The organism is Synechococcus sp. R6-5 (assembly GCF_047461775.1).
In the GTDB taxonomy this organism is placed as follows: domain Bacteria; phylum Cyanobacteriota; class Cyanobacteriia; order Thermostichales; family Thermostichaceae; genus Thermostichus.
Window position 1 is genome coordinate 1 of the sequence record NZ_JANSHV010000056.1, and the last position, 16287, is coordinate 16287.

The window sequence follows — 16287 nt, forward strand, 5'->3', positions numbered from 1 at the left end:
TAGTGACCAGCCACTAGTCACTAACAGAAGGCGGGGCTTCCCGCCGGTCTAGCTAACAAAGCCAATCCCCAAAGATCGAAAATGGCCCCCTGGCTGCGCCTCAGCCCCTCCATCTCTCCTGCAGCTTGAGCTCCATCTGCAGATCCCGCGCCGGGACAGGGTCAGCTTCCAGTCTTGCTGCCCATCTCGGCAGCTTGGATCAAGGCCCTGGCTCGCTGTTGATCCAACTTGGCTTGCAAGCGCTCTTGCTTGTCGCTGCTGGTATTCAAAACTTTGCTTGCTTCGTCCAAGAGGGCCTGAGCCGCTGCCTTATCCACTTTTTCACCCCGCTCTGCTCGGTTGACCAGGACGGTTACCTCGTTATTTTCGACTTCTGCAAATCCGCCCATGACCGCAATGGCCAACCACTTTCCATCGGCTTTGACCCGCATAACGCCATTGCCGATGGCGGTCAAGAGGGGGGCGTGCCCGGTGAGAATGCCCAATTGGCCCGAAGTGGCAGGGAGGATCACTTCCTCGCTGGGGGCATCCCAAACCGTGCGGTCGGGGGTAATCACACGAACCATCAGCGTCACGACAGATCTCCTGAGGGCTTGAACACTTTCGCGTCGGCGGTGCGGAGCACCCTGCTTCCGATCCTACCGGATCCGGATCCCTGCAGCTTTGCCGGGTTCTCCTTTTGTCTCTTCTCTCGAGGCAGCCACACTTAACCTGTGCATAACTTTGCCTTTACCTCAGGCTGGAAGGCAAGCGCTAAGGTGTTGTCGGGAACACTTATCTCTCGCCCCCACCTCAGCATTGACGGCCAGACCATTGCTGTTGGTTTGTAGAAGGGAGCCCAACGACCGGTGCGCCCAGTTTCCCTAGCGGAGCCAGCCTATGCCTGAAGCGATGCCTAGCCATTTTGCTGCCGGCCTGTCCACACGGGAGCGCCAGCTGCTAGAAGACCTCTACCGAAGCCGCAGTTTATCTCCCTACACTCCTGGCCAGGTTATCCCTCTGTTTCCTGAGGAATGGGTGATCGTCTGTCGGGGCGTGGTACAGTTGACCACCCTCTATCCCAATGGCGGTGAGGCGTTGTTGGGGTTTGCCGGCCCCTCCATGCCCCTGGGATCCCCTCTGACGATGCTGGATCCCTACCAAGCTAAGGCTTTGACGGCAGTTGATGTGCTGCGGCTGCCGGCAGCAGAGGTGGAAGCCTCAGAGATCCTGAGTCAAGGGCTGCTCAAGCAGGTGGTGCGTCGGCTGCGCCAAACCGAAGCATTGCTCGCCTTGGCCGGACGGCGGCGGGTAGAGGATCGGCTGCGCCAGTTGCTCTCCCTTTTGGCTGTGGAGCTGGGATCCCCAGTTGCAACAGGGGTGCGCCTGCAAGTGCGCCTTACCCACCAGGACTTGGCCAATGCCATCGGCACTACCCGGGTCACCATTACCCGTCTCCTAAACCGCTTTCGCCAGCAGGGCTGGGTTGCGGTGGACAAAAACCGGCACCTTGTCATCAAACTCGCCCACGCTCCGTAAAACCTTTAGAAACTGAGCAGGATCTGCTCCTAGGGCATGGCTGAAAGCTGGCAGTTTTTGGCTCGTAGTTAACTGCTGGGAGATGGAGCTGACGGGAGTCGAACCCGTGTCCGAGATGGGTACTGAGGGATCACTCATTCACAGGTTTAGCCTCTTTGACCCTCGAGGCGGGGATCGCCGTTTGGATCCCAGCGATGGGAGTTCTCCGCCTAATCTTAGTCTCTCCCTCGACGGAGCCAGAGTAGAGAGCTGCACCCGTTGGGGTTGTGATCCGCCCACTTAACGGGGTCGTGAGCAGATCCTCGAGCTCAGAGTAAGTTTTCGGTTACTGAGCCTTAGGCAGCCAAAGCAGCCGCTTTACGAGCAAAGGGTACGACGTTGTTCGCACGTACTTTTTTGAGCCTGGTGGTAACGGGATAAGCTCAATCCCGACCTGCCTCATGAACCCATGTTCGCCACCCCGTCGAAACCGTTACAGCCCCAGGGTTGACTTGAGTCCAGCATAGCAAGATTTTTGGGGATACGGCCAGAACCTTTGCGAATGTGACAGAAGCTTTGCTAATATGACGAAGCTGCAAACTTGGGTCGGTAGCTCAGCGGTAGAGCACTCGGCTTTTAACCGATTGGCCCAGGGTTCGAATCCCTGCCGACCCATGTCAGTCTTCTTCTTCCAAAATGCGAGGCACCTTGAAGAACATGTCAGCTCGATCAGGGGCGTTGGCCAGGATCCCTTCGATATCGGGGTAGGGCTCAACTTCATCGGGGCGAGTGGGCAGTTCCATGTCCAGGACATGAAAGGTGGGCTCTACCCCCTCCGTGTCCAGCTCCTTCAGTTGCTCCACATAGGCCAAGATGTCTGTTAGCTGCTCTGTGAACTGGATCTCCTCCTCTTCGGTTAGCTCCAAACGAGCCAAGTGAGCAACATGTTGGACTTCTTCCCGTTGCAGCATCCTCTCCTCCGGCTCGCAGGTTATCGACTTAACTTAGTCTAGGGTAGTTGAGCGCAACCGTTCGCGTTAGCGGGACGGAGTCCTTCTGCAGGAAGGCTCAGTACACTTCCAGGTTGGCGCGCCCGGTGGTTTTCAGCCAGTTTTGGGCCTCGATGTAGTTGTTGGGGGCAATGCGAATGGCCCGAATCCAGTACTGGGCAGCCTCGTCGAACAGGGACTCTGCTGTTTCCTCATCCCCGGCTTGCAGGCTCAGCTCGCCCTTGTGGTGCAGCAGCACGGCAATGTTGTTCAGAGCAGAGCAAAGTCTTGGGTTTAACTCCAGAGCTTGGTGATAGTACTCCAGAGCCTTGTCCAGTTCGCCGTTGCTCTGGTAGATCAGGCCCATGTTGTAGAGGATGTAGCTGCGGTCTTCTTCCCCTTGCTCCAGGGCAAGGGCTTCTCTGTAGTTTTCTAGGGCCTCGGCATATTCTCCTTCGCTCTGAGCGGCCATGCCATCCCGGTAGTAGGCAAAGGCTTTCTTTTGCTCAGAACTCACCCCTGGCAGCAGCTTCAGGATCAGATCGGCCATGACGGTAAAGGTTTTGTCGATGAAGTTGTCGTTCTTCATGCTGCGCGGCATGGCTGACCTCTTTTAGAACTTAGAACTCAGGATTTCTTTCTTGCGTTGTATCACGCCCAAGGCGGGATCCGAAACACAACTCCATGAGGGCTCTGTCTCAGGCTACGGCAGGGGAACTGCAACGCTGCTGCAACGAGGCTGCGAACGGCTTGGCCAAGGAACTTCCGAGCCTGTTAAGACCGTGTCGAGGAGCGCTTGCTCAGGCGCACAGGATGCCACTGCACGGTTTCGCCGGGGGAAACTTCGATCTCACAGGCGGTGTCGATCAGCCGCTGTGCCTGCGCTTGAGGGGTGGGATAGCGGGCCAGATCTGCATCCACCAAGTGGGGATGTTCCTGCAACAGCCGCATGAGAAACTCCTGCAATTCCTCGGGGCTGAGAAATTGCTCCGGCAAGCCCGGGATCAGCAGCACATAGTGGTTGGCAGCACGCAACAGTTCGGGTTCAGAGTCTGACATGGTGTGCGGTTGGGCATCTTCCTTCCATCATGAACCAACAGGTTGCGCCTCTCTTGATATCCTGAAAAAGACTTTCCTTGCTCTTGTCCTCCGTCTTGTTGGCGTTTGAGATCTGCTTTCCCTATGGCCAAGCCGCGCACCCTCTCTGGCATTCAGCCCTCTGGCGAACTGCATTTGGGCAATTACTTGGGGGCAATTAAAAACTGGGTGGCCGAGCAGGAGCACTACGAGAACTTTTTTTGCATCGTCGATCAACACGCCATCACCGTCCCTCAGGATCCCAAGCTGCTGAGGGAGCGAACCCGTTCGCTGTTTGCCCTTTATTTGGCCTGCGGTCTCAGCCTGGAGCATTGCGTGCTATTCGTCCAGTCCCACGTGCCTGCCCATACGGAGCTGGCCTGGCTGTTCAACACCATCACCCCCATGAACTGGGCGGAGCGCATGATCCAATACAAGGAGAAGAAAGAAAAACAGGGAGAGGAGACCAGCGTTGGCTTGTTCAGCTACCCGATTTTGCAGGCGGCGGATATTTTGCTCTACCAACCCAAGTATGTGCCGGTGGGGGAGGATCAGCGGCAGCATATTGAGCTGTGTCGGGATATTGCTCGCCGCTTCAATGACCGTTTTGGAGAGGTGTTTCTGATCCCAGAGGCCCTGATTCGTCCGGAGGGGGCGCGGGTAATGAGCTTGACCGATGGTACGCGCAAGATGTCCAAGTCGGATCCCTCGGATTTCAGCCGTATTCATCTGCTGGATGACCCGGATACCATCCGCAAGAAGATCCAAAAATGCAAGACCGACCCCATTCGGGGCATTACTTTTGACGATCCGGCTCGTCCCGAAGCCCACAATTTGTTGACGATTTACATGCTCACCTCCGGCAAAAGCAAGGAGGCGGTGGCGGCTGAGTGTGCCGAGATGGGGTGGGGACAGTTCAAGCCCCTCCTCGCCGACAGCATCATCGCTGCCCTGGAGCCCATTCAGCAGCGCTACCGGGAACTGTGGAGCAACCCCGACCACCTGCTCGTTCTGATTCGGGAGAATGCCGCTAAGGCCCGTGCCATCGCCGAGCAAACGCTAAAAACGGTGAGAGAGGCTATGGGGTTCTTACCCCCCTGAGGGATCCCTGCCCAAGCTTTGATGGGATCAGTCGGGGTTGCCATCGCGGATCTCGACGGTGCTGAAGGCGCTCACCAGCCAATCCAAACCCAGCTCCGAGAGGATCCCTTTCCAGCCTAGGCGCAGGCGCTCCTGCCATTCTTGCCGGTGGTTAATCAAATACACGCAGACCAGAGTGATGCCCACTCCCAGCCATTGCAGCCGCGTCAGCGATTCCCCCAGAAAGGTGCTGCCAAACAGCAGGGCAAAGATGGGGGTGAGGAAGGTCAGGGAGCTGAACTCGGTGAGGTTTTCCTGAGAGGCGAAATAGAAGAAGAGGGCATAGGCCAAGGCGCTCCCCATCACCGAAGCGTAGAGGAGGCCCAGCCAGTGGATCCCGCTCAGGTGTTGCCATTGCTGGGTTTCTGTTAGTGCTGACAGCAGGATCAAGGGCAGGCTGCCCAACACCATGTGCCAGCCCGTCGCCAGCACCGGATCCGCCACCTCCGCCACCTTGGGCATCATCACGGTGCCGATGGCCATCGACAGGGAGGCCATCAACATCCAAACGACGCCGGCCCCCAACTGCAGGGATCCCTCGCCGGATAGGCCGATGAGGCCAATGCCGAAAACTCCCAGCCCCAGGCTCAGCCAGCCTAGGGATCCCATCCGCTCGCGGTAAAACCAGGTGGCCATCAGAGCCACCGCCAGCGGCTGCGAGTCAATGAGCACGGATCCCAGGCCCGCCCCTGTCTCTTTCAGCCCTTGGGCCAAAAATCCCTGAAAACATGTGCCATCCACCAGCGCAAACGCCAACACCCATAGCCAGCCGCGCAGCCCTCTGGGATGCCAGGCGTGAGACGCAGAACCCCGCCCCTGCCAGAGCCGAAAGGCAAGAACCAGGATCCCTGCCGGCAGCAACCGCAGAATGGCAATGAAGAGGGGGGTGGTCTCGGAGAGGGCATCTCGCATCACCACCATCGCCGAGCCCCACAGGAAAAAGGGGGCAATCATCAGGAGGCGTTGCCAGATAGGCTGAAAGAACAGGTCAGACTGAGCCATGGGTGCTTCAAACTCAGAGACGGAAGTTAACCCCATGTTAAGCGCTGGGGCAGCTCAGTTACAAATCTTAACTGTTGATGCATATTATGCCTGGCATGGGATCCCTGGAGGGCTTTCTCAACCTGGACAAGCCGGCGGGGCTCACCTCCCACGACTGTGTGGCAGTGGTGCGGCGGGTCTTGCGCACCCGCAAGGTGGGGCATGGGGGCACCTTGGATCCGGCGGCAACGGGGGTTTTGCCGATTGCGGTGGGACGGGCAACACGCTTTTTGTCGTTTTTGTCGGGGGATAAGGTGTATCAAGCAACCTTCCGATTGGGACAGCGCAGCGACACCGACGATGCCGAAGGGCAGATCCGGGTGGGATCCCCTTGTCCTGGGTTGAGTCGCGAGCAGGTAGAGCAGTGCTTGCGGGAGTTTACCGGCGAGATCTGGCAGGTGCCGCCCCTCTACAGCGCCCTTAAGCGCCAGGGGAAAAAGCTCTACCAGTTGGCCCGTGCCGGCGTGGAGGCTGCGGAACTCCAGTTGGAACCCCGACGGGTGGTCATTCGGCAACTGCGCATCCTGGGCTGGCGAGCCGGAGACTTTCCGGAAGTGGATCTGGAAGTTGCCTGTGGCCCCGGCACCTACATTCGTGCCCTTGCCCGCGATGTGGGGGAAAAATTGGGCTGTGGAGGGCTGATGAGCCGGCTGCGACGGCTGCAAAGTGGCCCCTTTCGCATCGCAGAAAGCCTGCCCCTGGAGAAATGGCAGGGATCCGGGGATCCCGCTGCTGCCCTGCTGCCCATCGAGTGGGGATTTGCCGATTGGGGTGCGGTACAGCTCTCTTCCGCCGAAGCGAAGCAGTGGCTGCAGGGTCGGGCCATTCTCCTCGACCGGCCTGTTGTCGATGCCCCTACTTTGCGGGTGCTGGATGAGGAGGGCAAGTTTTTGGGCTTGGGGTACGGTCAGGCAGGTCAGCTCAAGCCGCTGCGGGTGTTGTCGCCGGATCCCTAGAGTGTTGCAGAAAAGTTACATTTTCGTAACAACATTGGCCATTGTCTCAGGGGGAAGCGGGAAAGAAACCCCCGCATGCTAAACTTCTGAGGGCGAAGGGGAGCCTGAAGCGTCGCCGTTGCCGGGCTCTGGCTCGATTTTCCAAGGTTGACCTTTGGATGTTGTCCGGCAAAATCTCTTCTCATTTTTTCATCTCAAGCTACTTTACAAAATAAAGTCACAAGAATGGAGCTGGGGATATGCGGGATGCCGTAACCACACTGATCAAAACCTACGACCTGACGGGCCGCTACTTGGATCGGGAGGCAATGGATGCGCTCAAGGCTTTTTATGACTCGGGGCTGCGGCGCATCAAGGCCGTAAACGTGATCAATCTCAACTCGGTGGATATCGTCAAAACGGCTGCTGCGGCCATGTTCGCCCAGGTGCCGGATCTCATCCGTCCGGGAGGCAACGCCTACACCACCCGCCGCTACGCCACCTGTTTGCGGGATATGGACTACTTCTTGCGCTACGCTTCCTACGCGCTGGTGGCTGCCGACAACAGCATTTTGGATGAGCGGGTGTTGGCGGGCTTGCGGGAGACCTACAACTCCCTCGGCGTGCCCATCGCCCCGACGGTGATTGGGATCCAAAACATGAAAACCCGCACCCTGGAGCTGCTTGGCTCTGGCGAAGACTACAGCTTTGTGGCCGAGCCCTTCGATTACCTGAGCGCTAAGCTGAGCGAAACCGATATCTGAGCGCCTACTCTCACTCGTCGGCGTAGGGATTGGCCGGCACCGGTATCGGCTCCACCTGCTCGGCAGCGATTACCAACTGAGATTGGCCATCCCGCTGCTCCACGGCCATGCGCCCCTCCAGACGCAGCCAACTGTCGGCAGTTAACTGCTCTGCCTCTGGCCAGCGCACCGGCAAGCCCACAGGGTAAGCATCGGCAGCACAGCAGCTAACCAAAAACCGGGCAATAACAAAATGGTCGGGTTGCTTGTCGGGAATGACGAACCCCTGCACCCGCACCGGCTGGTCTTCATAGGTGTAGGGATCCGGGTAAACATCCAAGGTGCGCACCCAGTCCAGCAGAGTTCGCTGACGGGGGTCGAGCTTGGGGCGAAAAGCCTGCGGCTGGCTACGAGATACCCCCAGATAGGGAGATACCCCTCGGTTGAGGGCAGTTTGGCTGGAGAGTGGTCGTGGCTCGACCCAAAACCCCAGCAGGGCCGTCAGGATCAACAGTCCTGCGCCCAGCCGCGGCCCCAATAGTGAGGCATGGACTTCAGAAGAGGCAACTTTGGCTCCTCGCCAACGGCCAATCCCCAAGCCCAACAGACACAGCCCGGCCAACAGCGCCACATTCACGTAGCCGGGATTGATCAACATCAGCAGGGTGCCCCGCCAGCGATAGACGATCAGCAGGATCCCTAGCAACATCAACCCAACCGCCTCCCAGTAGGCCGTATTGCCCCACCGCAACGGTTTGGACTCCCTGCTGCTGAGGCGACCACCGAGCCAAGACATAACCTTAGCTTTGGCGTGCGGTTCCTCTGGATTTTGTTTTTCTCGAAGACGACCAGAACTGCTTTTGGGCATGGGTTGCAGCTTTTTCACACCACTCCGAGCCTAAGTTTAGCAATCCTCGCGGAAGTGCCCACTGCCGGCGTTGGGGAATGCCTGTGCTGCCAATTTCCCAGTCACAGGTATCGGGTTGCCCGAATAAGGCAAGGACTCCGTCCCCCTAACGCGAACAGCAAAACATTTCGTTTGGCTCACGTTCTTTGATTGCCGTCTTTACAGCTTCAGGGATCCCATCATCAATTCAACAAATCCAGCCACAGATAACCTCACATTGATATCCCATTGATAACGGACTTTGGCGTGATAGGCAGGGTTGCAGGCTGATGTATAAAGCCTAGGGAGTTGCTGCAATTTTGGCGGTCTGCTCTACAGTGGGATAGAGACAACTGAGATACCACACACGAATGTTGGCCGAATGTTGGCAAGGATACCCACCTGGCTGCGGGGAGTCAGCTATGCCATCTATGGCTTTCTCTACCTGCCAATTCTGCTGATCGCCGTCTACTCCTTTAACCGAGCCCGCTTTGGCCTGGCGTGGACAGGTTTTACCTTCGATTGGTACCTTTCCCTGTTTCAGAATGCCCTGGTCTGGCAGGCCACGCAAAATACCCTCGTCTTGGCCGTGGTCAGCACCCTGGTCAGCACGCTGCTGGGATCCCTGCTGGGCTATGGGCTGTATCGCTATCGCTTCCCCGGTAAAAAGATCCTGCAGGGGCTGATGCTGTTGCCGGTGATCGTCCCCGATATTGTGATGGCCATCGCGCTGCTGCTGTTCTACCAGTTTGTGCGCTTTTACACGGGCCTCTTTGAGCTGGGCTTGGGGACGATGATCTTGGCCCACATTACGTTTCAGATTGCTTTTGTGGCTATTGTGGTGCGCAGCCGTCTCCAACTTTTGGATCCCGCCCTGGAAGAAGCAGCCTATGACCTCTATGCAAACACCTGGCAAAAGCTACGCTATGTCACCTTGCCCTTGGCCATGCCAGGGATCCAAGCTGCCGCTTTGCTGGCTTTTACCCTTTCGATAGATGATTTTGTCATCTCCTTTTTTACCAGTGGCCCCGAAAGCCAGACCCTGCCGATTTTGATTTACAGCACGGCGCGACGAGGAGTTACCCCGGAAATCAATGCCCTCTCCACCTTGATCATTCTGGTTACCTTGATCTTGGTCGTGGGCTTCCCCCTGCGGAGTGCTCCGCACCGCTGACGCGAACAGCCGCTCCCGCCTGGGATCCCGCTAGCCGTTCTCGACAGTTCCCCCTCTCCCCCTGAGAGAGGTTGGAGATGAGGGCCTAAGCCTAAGTGTTGAAGTAGCGGGCTGCCGGATGGTAAGCAACGATGGCGGTGGTGGACTGTTCCGGATCCAACTGATCGCTCTCGTCCATGGTGAGGCCAATGCGCTCGGCCTGGAGCAGCTCCAGCAGAATCCGTTGGTCGGCAATGTTGGGGCAGGCCGGATAGCCGAAGCTATAGCGGGATCCCCGATAGCCCTGGTGCAGGATCTTGCGGATGTCGGGGCTATCTTCGTGGCCAAACCCCAGCTCCCGCCGGATGCGGGCATGGCACCATTCCGCCAGGGCTTCCGCCAGGGTCACAGCCAGGCCGTGGAAATACAGGTAGTCGGTGTACTGGCCTTCGGCAAACAGGCGCTGGGCATAGGCGGTGGCTTCTGCCCCTACCGTGACCGCCTGCATGGGGAAAACATCCACCAATCCTGTGGAGCGAGCGGCGAAGAAGTCGGCGATACAGTAGCGGTGGCCGGTTTTTTGGCGGGGGAAGGTGAAGCGGGCCAATTCCCGCACCCCTGGAGAGAGTTGCGGGCGCTCCACCGTGGGCAGTTGGAAATAGGTGGTGGAGCCTGGCTCCAGGGAAAACAGCTCGGGGAAGCTGGCCGGGTCGAAGAGGATCAAAGTGTTCCCCTCTGCCTGGGCCGGGAAATAGCCGTAGACAATCTGGGGGTGCAGCAGATCTTCTGCCAGGATCCGCTCTTTCCAGCGCTCGATCACCGGATCCACCTGGGTGGCGATAAACTCGGCAAACTCCTCTGCCGACTGGTCGCGGGGCTTGCGAATCTGCCATTGTCCGGCCACCAGGGCCTGCTTGTCGATGTAGAAGAAGACTTCCGGCCAAGGGATCTGATCTGAGGTGAGAACCTGGGATCCCCAGAAAGGCGGGATGGGTCGCTCGGTCTCCAGGGCAACGGCTTCAGAGCGGCGGGTGTCTTGGGACTCGGAGAGGGTGAGGGCGGGAGCAGCTCCCACGGTGGTCTCCGCAGGGGGCAGGCTGGGATCCGTTTCCTCTGGAACCCAAGAAGCCTCTTTCTGGCCATTGGCAGAGGGGGATCCCTGCTCTAGGTCGTCCAGAAAACCCAGCCGGTCATCCCAGCGGCCAGCAGCCTTGGCCTGCATTAGCCGATCCATAAAGTGGAGATCGACGAAGGCGTCGCGGCCATAGATCACCTGGCCTTTGTAGGTCTTGCGGCAGTCTTCTTCCACAAAGCGGCGGGTGAGGGCAGCCCCTCCCAAAATGACGGGAACCGTGATGCCCCGCTCGTTAAACACCTCCAAGTTCTCCTTCATAAAGGCGGTGGATTTTACCAACAGGCCGCTCATGGCAATGCAGTCGGCCTTGCTCTTTTCATAGGCTTCGATGATGTTCTCCACCGGCTGCTTGATGCCCAGGTTGATGACTTTGTAGCCGTTGTTGGTGAGGATGATGTCCACCAAGTTTTTGCCAATATCGTGGACATCCCCCTTGACGGTGGCAATCAAAAGAGTGCCTTTGCACACTTCCCCTCCCACCTTTTCCATGAAGGGCTCCAGGTATTTCACCGCCGCTTTCATGGTTTCTGCCGACTGCAGCACAAAGGGCAGTTGCATCTTGCCGGCACCGAAGAGCTCCCCCACCTCTTTCATGCCATCCAGCAAAAAGGTGTTGATGATCTCCAGGGGAGGATAGTTCTGCAGTGCCTCCGCCAAGGTTTCTTCCAGGCCAATCCGCTCGCCGTCGATGATGTGCCGCCGCAGGCGCTCCTCCAGAGGCAGCGTGGCCAGGGATCTGGCTGCCCGCAGCTCTTGGCTGGAAACTCCCGCAAACAGCTCCGTCAGCCGCGCCAGAGGATCGTAGGTGCAAATGCCCGAGGACTCCGTCCCGCTAACGCGAACGGCGTTAAACTGCCGCCTATCCCAGATCAGATCCCGACACACCTGCTGCTGCTCTGCGGGGATCTTGTTCAGGGGCAGGATCTTGGCGGCGCTGACGATGGCGGCATCCAGGCCGGCCTCGCGGCACTCGTGCAAAAACACCGAGTTCAACACCACGCGGGCTGCCGGCGAGAGCCCAAAGGAGATGTTGGAAATGCCCAAGAGAATGTGGGTCTCCGGGAAAGCCTGGCGGATACGGCGGATGGCCTCCAGGGTGGCTGCCCCGTTGGCCCGGTCTTCCTCGATGCCGGTGGAAATGGGCAAAGCCAGGGGGTCAAAGAAAATCTCGTAGGGCGGGATCCCGTACTCAACCGCCTGGCGATAGGCCCGCTCGGCAATCTGGAACTTCTTGTCGGCGGTGCGGGCCATGCCCTCTTCGTCGATGGTGCCGATGACCACCCCGGCGCCGTAGGTTTTAGCTAGCTCCAGCACCTTGAAGAAGCGCTCTTCCCCATCCTCGTAGTTGGTGGAGTTGAGCAGACATTTGCCCCCCGCCACCTTGAGGCCCGCCTCCATCTTTTGCCAATCGGTGGAGTCCAGCATCAGGGGGATTTGGATTTGGGTGACCAGCCGGGACACCAGCTCCCGCATATCCCGCACCCCATCCCGGCCCACGTAGTCCACATTCACGTCCAGGATGTGGGCTCCCTCCCGCACCTGCTCGCGGGCCAGGGCCACCAGGCCATCCCAGTCTTCGGCGTTGAGCAGCTCCCGCATCTTTTTGGAGCCGCTGGCATTCAGCCGCTCGCCGATGATCAAAAAAGAGTTCTCCTGCAGGTAGGGCTGAGGGGCATAAATCGAGGCAGCAGCCTGGATCCGTTCGATGCTACGACGTTTGGGCCGCAGCCCCTGCACAGCTTCCACCAAGGCGGCAATGTGCTCGGGACGGGTGCCGCAACACCCTCCCACCACCGCTACCCCCAGATCCCGCACAAAATGCTCCAGGTGGAAGCGCAACTGCTCCGGGGTGAGCTTGTAGTGGGCTTTGCCGCCGATGTTTTCCGGCAGGCCAGCGTTGGGGATGCAGGAGATGGGGAAAGGAGAATGGCGGGACAGATAGCGGATGTGTTCGACCATCTTGTCTGGGCCAGTGGCACAGTTGAGGCCCAGCACATCGATGGGATAGGGCTCCAGGATGGCCAGGGCCGCCCCGATCTCCGTGCCCACCAGCATTGTCCCCTGCACCTCAAAGGTCAGGGACACCACCACCGGCAGGCGGATCCCGCGTCGGGCAAACTCCTGCTGCACGGCCACCAGGGCCGCCTTGGTCTGCAAAATGTCCTGGCAGGTCTCGATGATCAGCAGATCCGCCCCACCGTCAACTAGCCCCTGCACCTGCTCCTCGTAGGCAGCCCGCATCTCATCAAAGCTGATGTGCCCCAGGGTGGGCAGCTTGGTGGTGGGGCCAATGGAGCCGGCCACAAAACGGGGCTTTTCCGGCGTCGCAAACTCGGCTGCTACCCGCTTGGCCAAACGGGCTGCTGCCACGTTCAGCTCGTAGGCTTTTTCCGGGATCCCGTACTCGGCCAAAACGATGGAGGTGGCCCCAAAGGTATTGGTCTCAACAACGTCGGCCCCCACTTCCAGAAAGCCGCGGTGTACCCGCTCCACCGCCTCCGGCTTGGTCAGCACCAGCATCTCGTTGCAACCCTCCAGCTCCGGCCCACCAAAATCCGCTGCCGTCAGGTTCTGGGCCTGGAGGGAGGATCCCATCGCCCCATCAAAGACAATCACACGTTCCTGAAGATGCTGCAGGAAGGGATGGGTCATAGAAGTCAAAGTCAGGCAGGGTGTCATCGACCTAGAGTCTGATTTAAGTTAGCATCGAGCCATTTGCTCGGACTAGGCCGAAGGATGGATCCCTGGCCAGGGCTTCCATTCTGGCCATTGTTGAGGTGAATTTAACATTTTCTTTGCCTGCCCCGTTGCTGTTTCCCCCAGGTCGGGCTAATTTAGGGAAGACGTTTTGGTGTGAACGGCTACAGTTGCTCGCAAAGGCTCCCCCCAGAGTCGTTTGCTGCCTGCTGTAGAGCGATCTTCTCCTCGCAGGTTGGAGTGGTTGAGGTGCTGAATGTTCCGTCCCCTTGGTAAAGTGCCTCGCACTCCGTCGCAGGATCGACGAAGAGAAAGATCCACCTTTCGCCACCTCGAGAGGCCCCGTCCATCAAGACGAGTCTTGCGCCAGTTCAGTTGAGCTCCATGAGCGATATCTGCTTCCAGATTGACCCGAGCAATCGGTTATTCAGAAGCGGGCAGGCTGGCCTAGGGCAAGTCAGGCTTTGGCTTGCGGATATCGGCTCCCTCACTCTGGCGTTGTGGGATGCAGCAGAGCTGCAACTTGCTCCTCTCCCTTTGGCGTCTAAGCTCCCTTAGTCACCTTCATTTGTCTGTGATTAGGATCACGAGGAACTCAGCATGGCTCAAGCAAAGGAATTGGTGAAATCGGGTAAAACAGCTCTTCTCGAATCGGATCTGGAAAATCCACCTTCTGGCACCCTGGAGTTGGACACGGAGACAGATACCCTCGAGAGCGAACTGGATACCGGTGACACTGATGCTTTTGATGAGGATGACGACGACGAAGAGGCAGCAGAGGAGGATGGAGAGACTGCCGCCGCCGGTGCCAAAGGTCGCTCAAAGCGCAAGGCGGCCAGTAAGAAAAAGCCCTACACCGATGACTCTATCCGGGTCTATTTGCAAGAAATTGGGCGTATCCGGCTGCTGCGGGCCGATGAAGAAATCGAGCTAGCCCGAAAAATTGCCGATCTGCTGGAGCTAGAGCGCGCTCGCGAGGCCGTTTTTCAGCGTATGGGCCTCTGGTCAGACCCAGAAGAGGTGCCGGACACCCTCTGGGCAGAAGAGGTCAAGATGTCCTTGCCGGAATTTCGGCGGCGGTTGCATCGGGGGCGGCGGGCCAAAGAAAAGATGGTGCAGTCTAATCTGCGTTTGGTGGTGTCCATCGCCAAAAAGTACATGAACCGGGGCCTGTCTTTTCAGGATTTGATTCAGGAGGGATCCCTGGGCCTGATTCGGGCAGCCGAGAAATTCGACCACGAGAAGGGCTACAAGTTCTCCACCTATGCGACGTGGTGGATTCGACAGGCCATCACCCGCGCCATTGCCGACCAATCCCGCACCATTCGCCTGCCTGTCCACCTCTACGAGACGATCTCCCGCATCAAAAAGGTAACCAAGTTGCTTTCCCAGGAATTGGGCCGCAAGCCCACCGAAGAGGAGATCGCCACCCGCATGGAGATCACCATCGAGAAGTTGCGCTTTATCGCCAAGTCGGCCCAGCTTCCCATCTCTTTGGAAACCCCCATCGGCAAGGAAGAGGATTCTCGGCTGGGAGACTTTATCGAGTCAGAGGGGGAGACGCCGGAGGATCGGGTGGCCAAAGTCTTGCTCAGAGAAGATCTGGAAAGTGTTTTGGAAACCCTCACCGCCCGCGAACGGGATGTGTTGAAGTTGCGCTACGGCTTGGATGATGGCCGCATGAAAACGCTGGAGGAAATCGGCCAGATCTTTAATGTCACCCGTGAGCGAATCCGGCAGATCGAGGCTAAGGCTCTGCGCAAGTTGCGCCACCCCAACCGCAACAGCGTGTTGAAGGAATACATCCGCTAACTCTGCGGTCTGTTCCAGCTTCGATAGAGAGCTGGGGCAAGGGATCCCTGCTTAGGATCCAAGAGAGTTCCCGGCCCCCTAGGACAGACTGAGTTGGAACTGCCAACCCGCGCGATGGAGGATCTTCAGCATGAACTCGAACCAGACTCCGCGGATCCCAGTCTTTCTGAAAAAGCAGCCCTCTTTCTGGTGTTGGCCGCGGTGGGCGCCATCGGAGCTTTGGTGGCCAAGCTCACCATTGTCAGGCTCACCATTGTGGTGGGGCGCACCGTTCGCAAGGATTCCTATTTTCTCTCCCAGAGGGCTGGATTGGCGGATCCCTTTACACAGACTCAAGGACTGAGCGATTGCGGCGCTTCTGGGCAGCCTTGACTTTCTACACGGCCCTGCCTCTGGGGTGGGTCGGAGACTTGCCGTTTGAGGGCATTGCCGCCTGGCTGCCAGGGGTAGGTGTGTTGCTGGGCGGGATCCTCTCCCTGGCTGGGATCCTGCTGCAGATTTTCCCCAATCCGGTGCGGGCCGCTTTGCTCTTGGCCCTGTGGGTTCTCTTGACCGGTGGGCTGCACCTGGACGGGGTGGCCGATACTGCCGATGGCTTGGCGATCAATGTCCACAAGAATCCTTACAAAGGGGATCCGGAACGGTCAACTGAGGATGGGCAAAAATCTGACTTGCAGGGATCCCGTCGCCGTCTGCAGGTGATGAGCGACAGCCACACCGGGGCCTATGGGGTACTGGCCTTGGTGCTGCTGCTGCTGCTGAAATTTGCTGCCCTGAGCAGCGTTCGAGCTTGGCCCCTCTTGCTGCTGGTGCCCGCCTGGGGGCGTTGGGGCCAGTTGCTCGCCATTGCCCTGTACCCCTATCTGCGCGAGCAGGGATCCGCCCGCTTCCTCAAAGACTCCACTTCCCTGCCGGGATCCCTGTGGCCGGGCACTCTGCTTGTGCTGGCCATCACCGGGGGGTTGGGCTGGGCTGGGATCTTGGCTTGGCCCCCTTTGCTGCTCTGGACGCTGGGATCCGCCCTGGGGGCTTGGGCCGTGGGCTACTGGATCTACCGCCAGTTGGGAGGACACACGGGCGATACCTACGGAGCTACGGTGGAATGGTCAGAAGCGATAGCATTGCTGTGGGGATCCCTTATTGGGCCATCATGAATCTGATACATTTACGCTGAACACTGCT

Annotated in this window: 15 protein-coding genes, 1 tRNA gene and 1 other RNA gene; 9 read left to right on the top strand and 8 right to left on the bottom strand. The window is 58.6% G+C overall.

Annotation, left to right across the window (positions count from 1 at the left end; all coding sequences use genetic code 11):
* Positions 1-161: 161 nt before the first annotated feature.
* A complete protein-coding gene (gene atpC, locus NW818_RS03205; RefSeq protein ID WP_011433800.1) occupies positions 162-575 on the bottom strand; it encodes an ATP synthase F1 subunit epsilon in 414 nt (137 codons plus the stop codon).
* 304 nt (positions 576-879) lie between these two features.
* On the opposite strand from atpC, the gene NW818_RS03210 reads away from it, so the two are divergent.
* A complete protein-coding gene (locus NW818_RS03210; protein ID WP_011433798.1) occupies positions 880-1518 on the top strand; it encodes a Crp/Fnr family transcriptional regulator in 639 nt (212 codons plus the stop codon).
* A gap of 80 nt (positions 1519-1598) precedes the next feature.
* On the opposite strand, the gene ssrA is transcribed toward NW818_RS03210, so the two are convergent.
* Positions 1599-2000: a transfer-messenger RNA gene (ssrA, locus tag NW818_RS03215) on the bottom strand.
* A 100-nt stretch (positions 2001-2100) separates the two neighbouring features.
* Here ssrA and NW818_RS03220 point away from each other — a divergent pair.
* Positions 2101-2172, top strand: a tRNA-Lys gene (locus NW818_RS03220).
* A 2-nt stretch (positions 2173-2174) separates the two neighbouring features.
* On the opposite strand, the gene gatC is transcribed toward NW818_RS03220, so the two are convergent.
* From gatC to NW818_RS03235, 3 genes are all read right to left on the bottom strand, one after another.
* Positions 2175-2468, bottom strand: coding sequence for an Asp-tRNA(Asn)/Glu-tRNA(Gln) amidotransferase subunit GatC (gene gatC, locus NW818_RS03225; protein ID WP_414330390.1), 294 nt, complete (start codon positions 2466-2468; stop codon positions 2175-2177).
* A gap of 97 nt (positions 2469-2565) precedes the next feature.
* Entirely contained in the window at positions 2566-3087 is a 522-nt protein-coding gene (locus NW818_RS03230; RefSeq protein ID WP_414388507.1) for a photosystem I assembly protein Ycf3, read from the bottom strand.
* A gap of 173 nt (positions 3088-3260) precedes the next feature.
* Entirely contained in the window at positions 3261-3545 is a 285-nt protein-coding gene (locus NW818_RS03235; protein ID WP_414407248.1) for a chlororespiratory reduction protein 7, read from the bottom strand.
* A 123-nt stretch (positions 3546-3668) separates the two neighbouring features.
* On the opposite strand from NW818_RS03235, the gene trpS reads away from it, so the two are divergent.
* A complete protein-coding gene (gene trpS / locus NW818_RS03240) occupies positions 3669-4664 on the top strand; it encodes a tryptophan--tRNA ligase (RefSeq protein ID WP_414423812.1) in 996 nt (331 codons plus the stop codon).
* A 27-nt stretch (positions 4665-4691) separates the two neighbouring features.
* Here the strand turns inward: trpS and NW818_RS03245 are convergent, their stop codons facing one another.
* Positions 4692-5705, bottom strand: a complete 1014-nt coding sequence (locus NW818_RS03245; RefSeq protein ID WP_414331706.1) for a DMT family transporter — start codon at positions 5703-5705, stop codon at positions 4692-4694.
* Between the two features lie 95 nt (positions 5706-5800).
* Between NW818_RS03245 and truB the strand changes: the two genes are divergently transcribed.
* Positions 5801-6700, top strand: a complete 900-nt coding sequence (gene truB / locus NW818_RS03250; RefSeq protein WP_414423818.1) for a tRNA pseudouridine(55) synthase TruB — start codon at positions 5801-5803, stop codon at positions 6698-6700.
* A gap of 239 nt (positions 6701-6939) precedes the next feature.
* Complete coding sequence (gene apcB / locus NW818_RS03255) at positions 6940-7443, top strand: allophycocyanin subunit beta (RefSeq protein WP_011433791.1); 504 nt, start codon at positions 6940-6942, stop codon at positions 7441-7443.
* A gap of 10 nt (positions 7444-7453) precedes the next feature.
* Here apcB and NW818_RS03260 read toward each other — a convergent pair whose 3' ends face one another.
* Positions 7454-8218 (bottom strand): TIGR03943 family putative permease subunit, encoded by a 765-nt coding sequence (locus tag NW818_RS03260; RefSeq protein ID WP_414423813.1) that lies wholly within the window; start codon positions 8216-8218, stop codon positions 7454-7456.
* A gap of 472 nt (positions 8219-8690) precedes the next feature.
* Between NW818_RS03260 and NW818_RS03265 the strand changes: the two genes are divergently transcribed.
* Positions 8691-9482 (top strand): ABC transporter permease, encoded by a 792-nt coding sequence (locus NW818_RS03265; RefSeq protein ID WP_414423814.1) that lies wholly within the window; start codon positions 8691-8693, stop codon positions 9480-9482.
* 91 nt (positions 9483-9573) lie between these two features.
* Here NW818_RS03265 and metH read toward each other — a convergent pair whose 3' ends face one another.
* Positions 9574-13248 (bottom strand): methionine synthase, encoded by a 3675-nt coding sequence (metH, locus tag NW818_RS03270; protein ID WP_414423815.1) that lies wholly within the window; start codon positions 13246-13248, stop codon positions 9574-9576.
* Between the two features lie 645 nt (positions 13249-13893).
* Between metH and rpoD the strand changes: the two genes are divergently transcribed.
* The 3 genes from rpoD to NW818_RS03285 all read left to right on the top strand — a co-directional run bounded on the left by rpoD (position 13894) and on the right by NW818_RS03285 (position 16259).
* Positions 13894-15105 carry an RNA polymerase sigma factor RpoD gene (gene rpoD / locus NW818_RS03275; protein ID WP_414423816.1) on the top strand — a complete coding sequence of 404 codons (1212 nt, stop codon included), beginning with the start codon at positions 13894-13896 and terminating at the stop codon, positions 15103-15105.
* 93 nt (positions 15106-15198) lie between these two features.
* Positions 15199-15477: a hypothetical protein gene (locus tag NW818_RS03280; protein WP_414423817.1), complete on the top strand. Its 279-nt coding sequence runs from the start codon at positions 15199-15201 to the stop codon at positions 15475-15477.
* Complete coding sequence (locus tag NW818_RS03285; RefSeq protein WP_011433784.1) at positions 15453-16259, top strand: adenosylcobinamide-GDP ribazoletransferase; 807 nt, start codon at positions 15453-15455, stop codon at positions 16257-16259. The genes NW818_RS03280 and NW818_RS03285 overlap by 25 nt, the downstream gene beginning before the upstream one ends.
* The last annotated feature ends 28 nt before the right edge of the window (positions 16260-16287 follow it).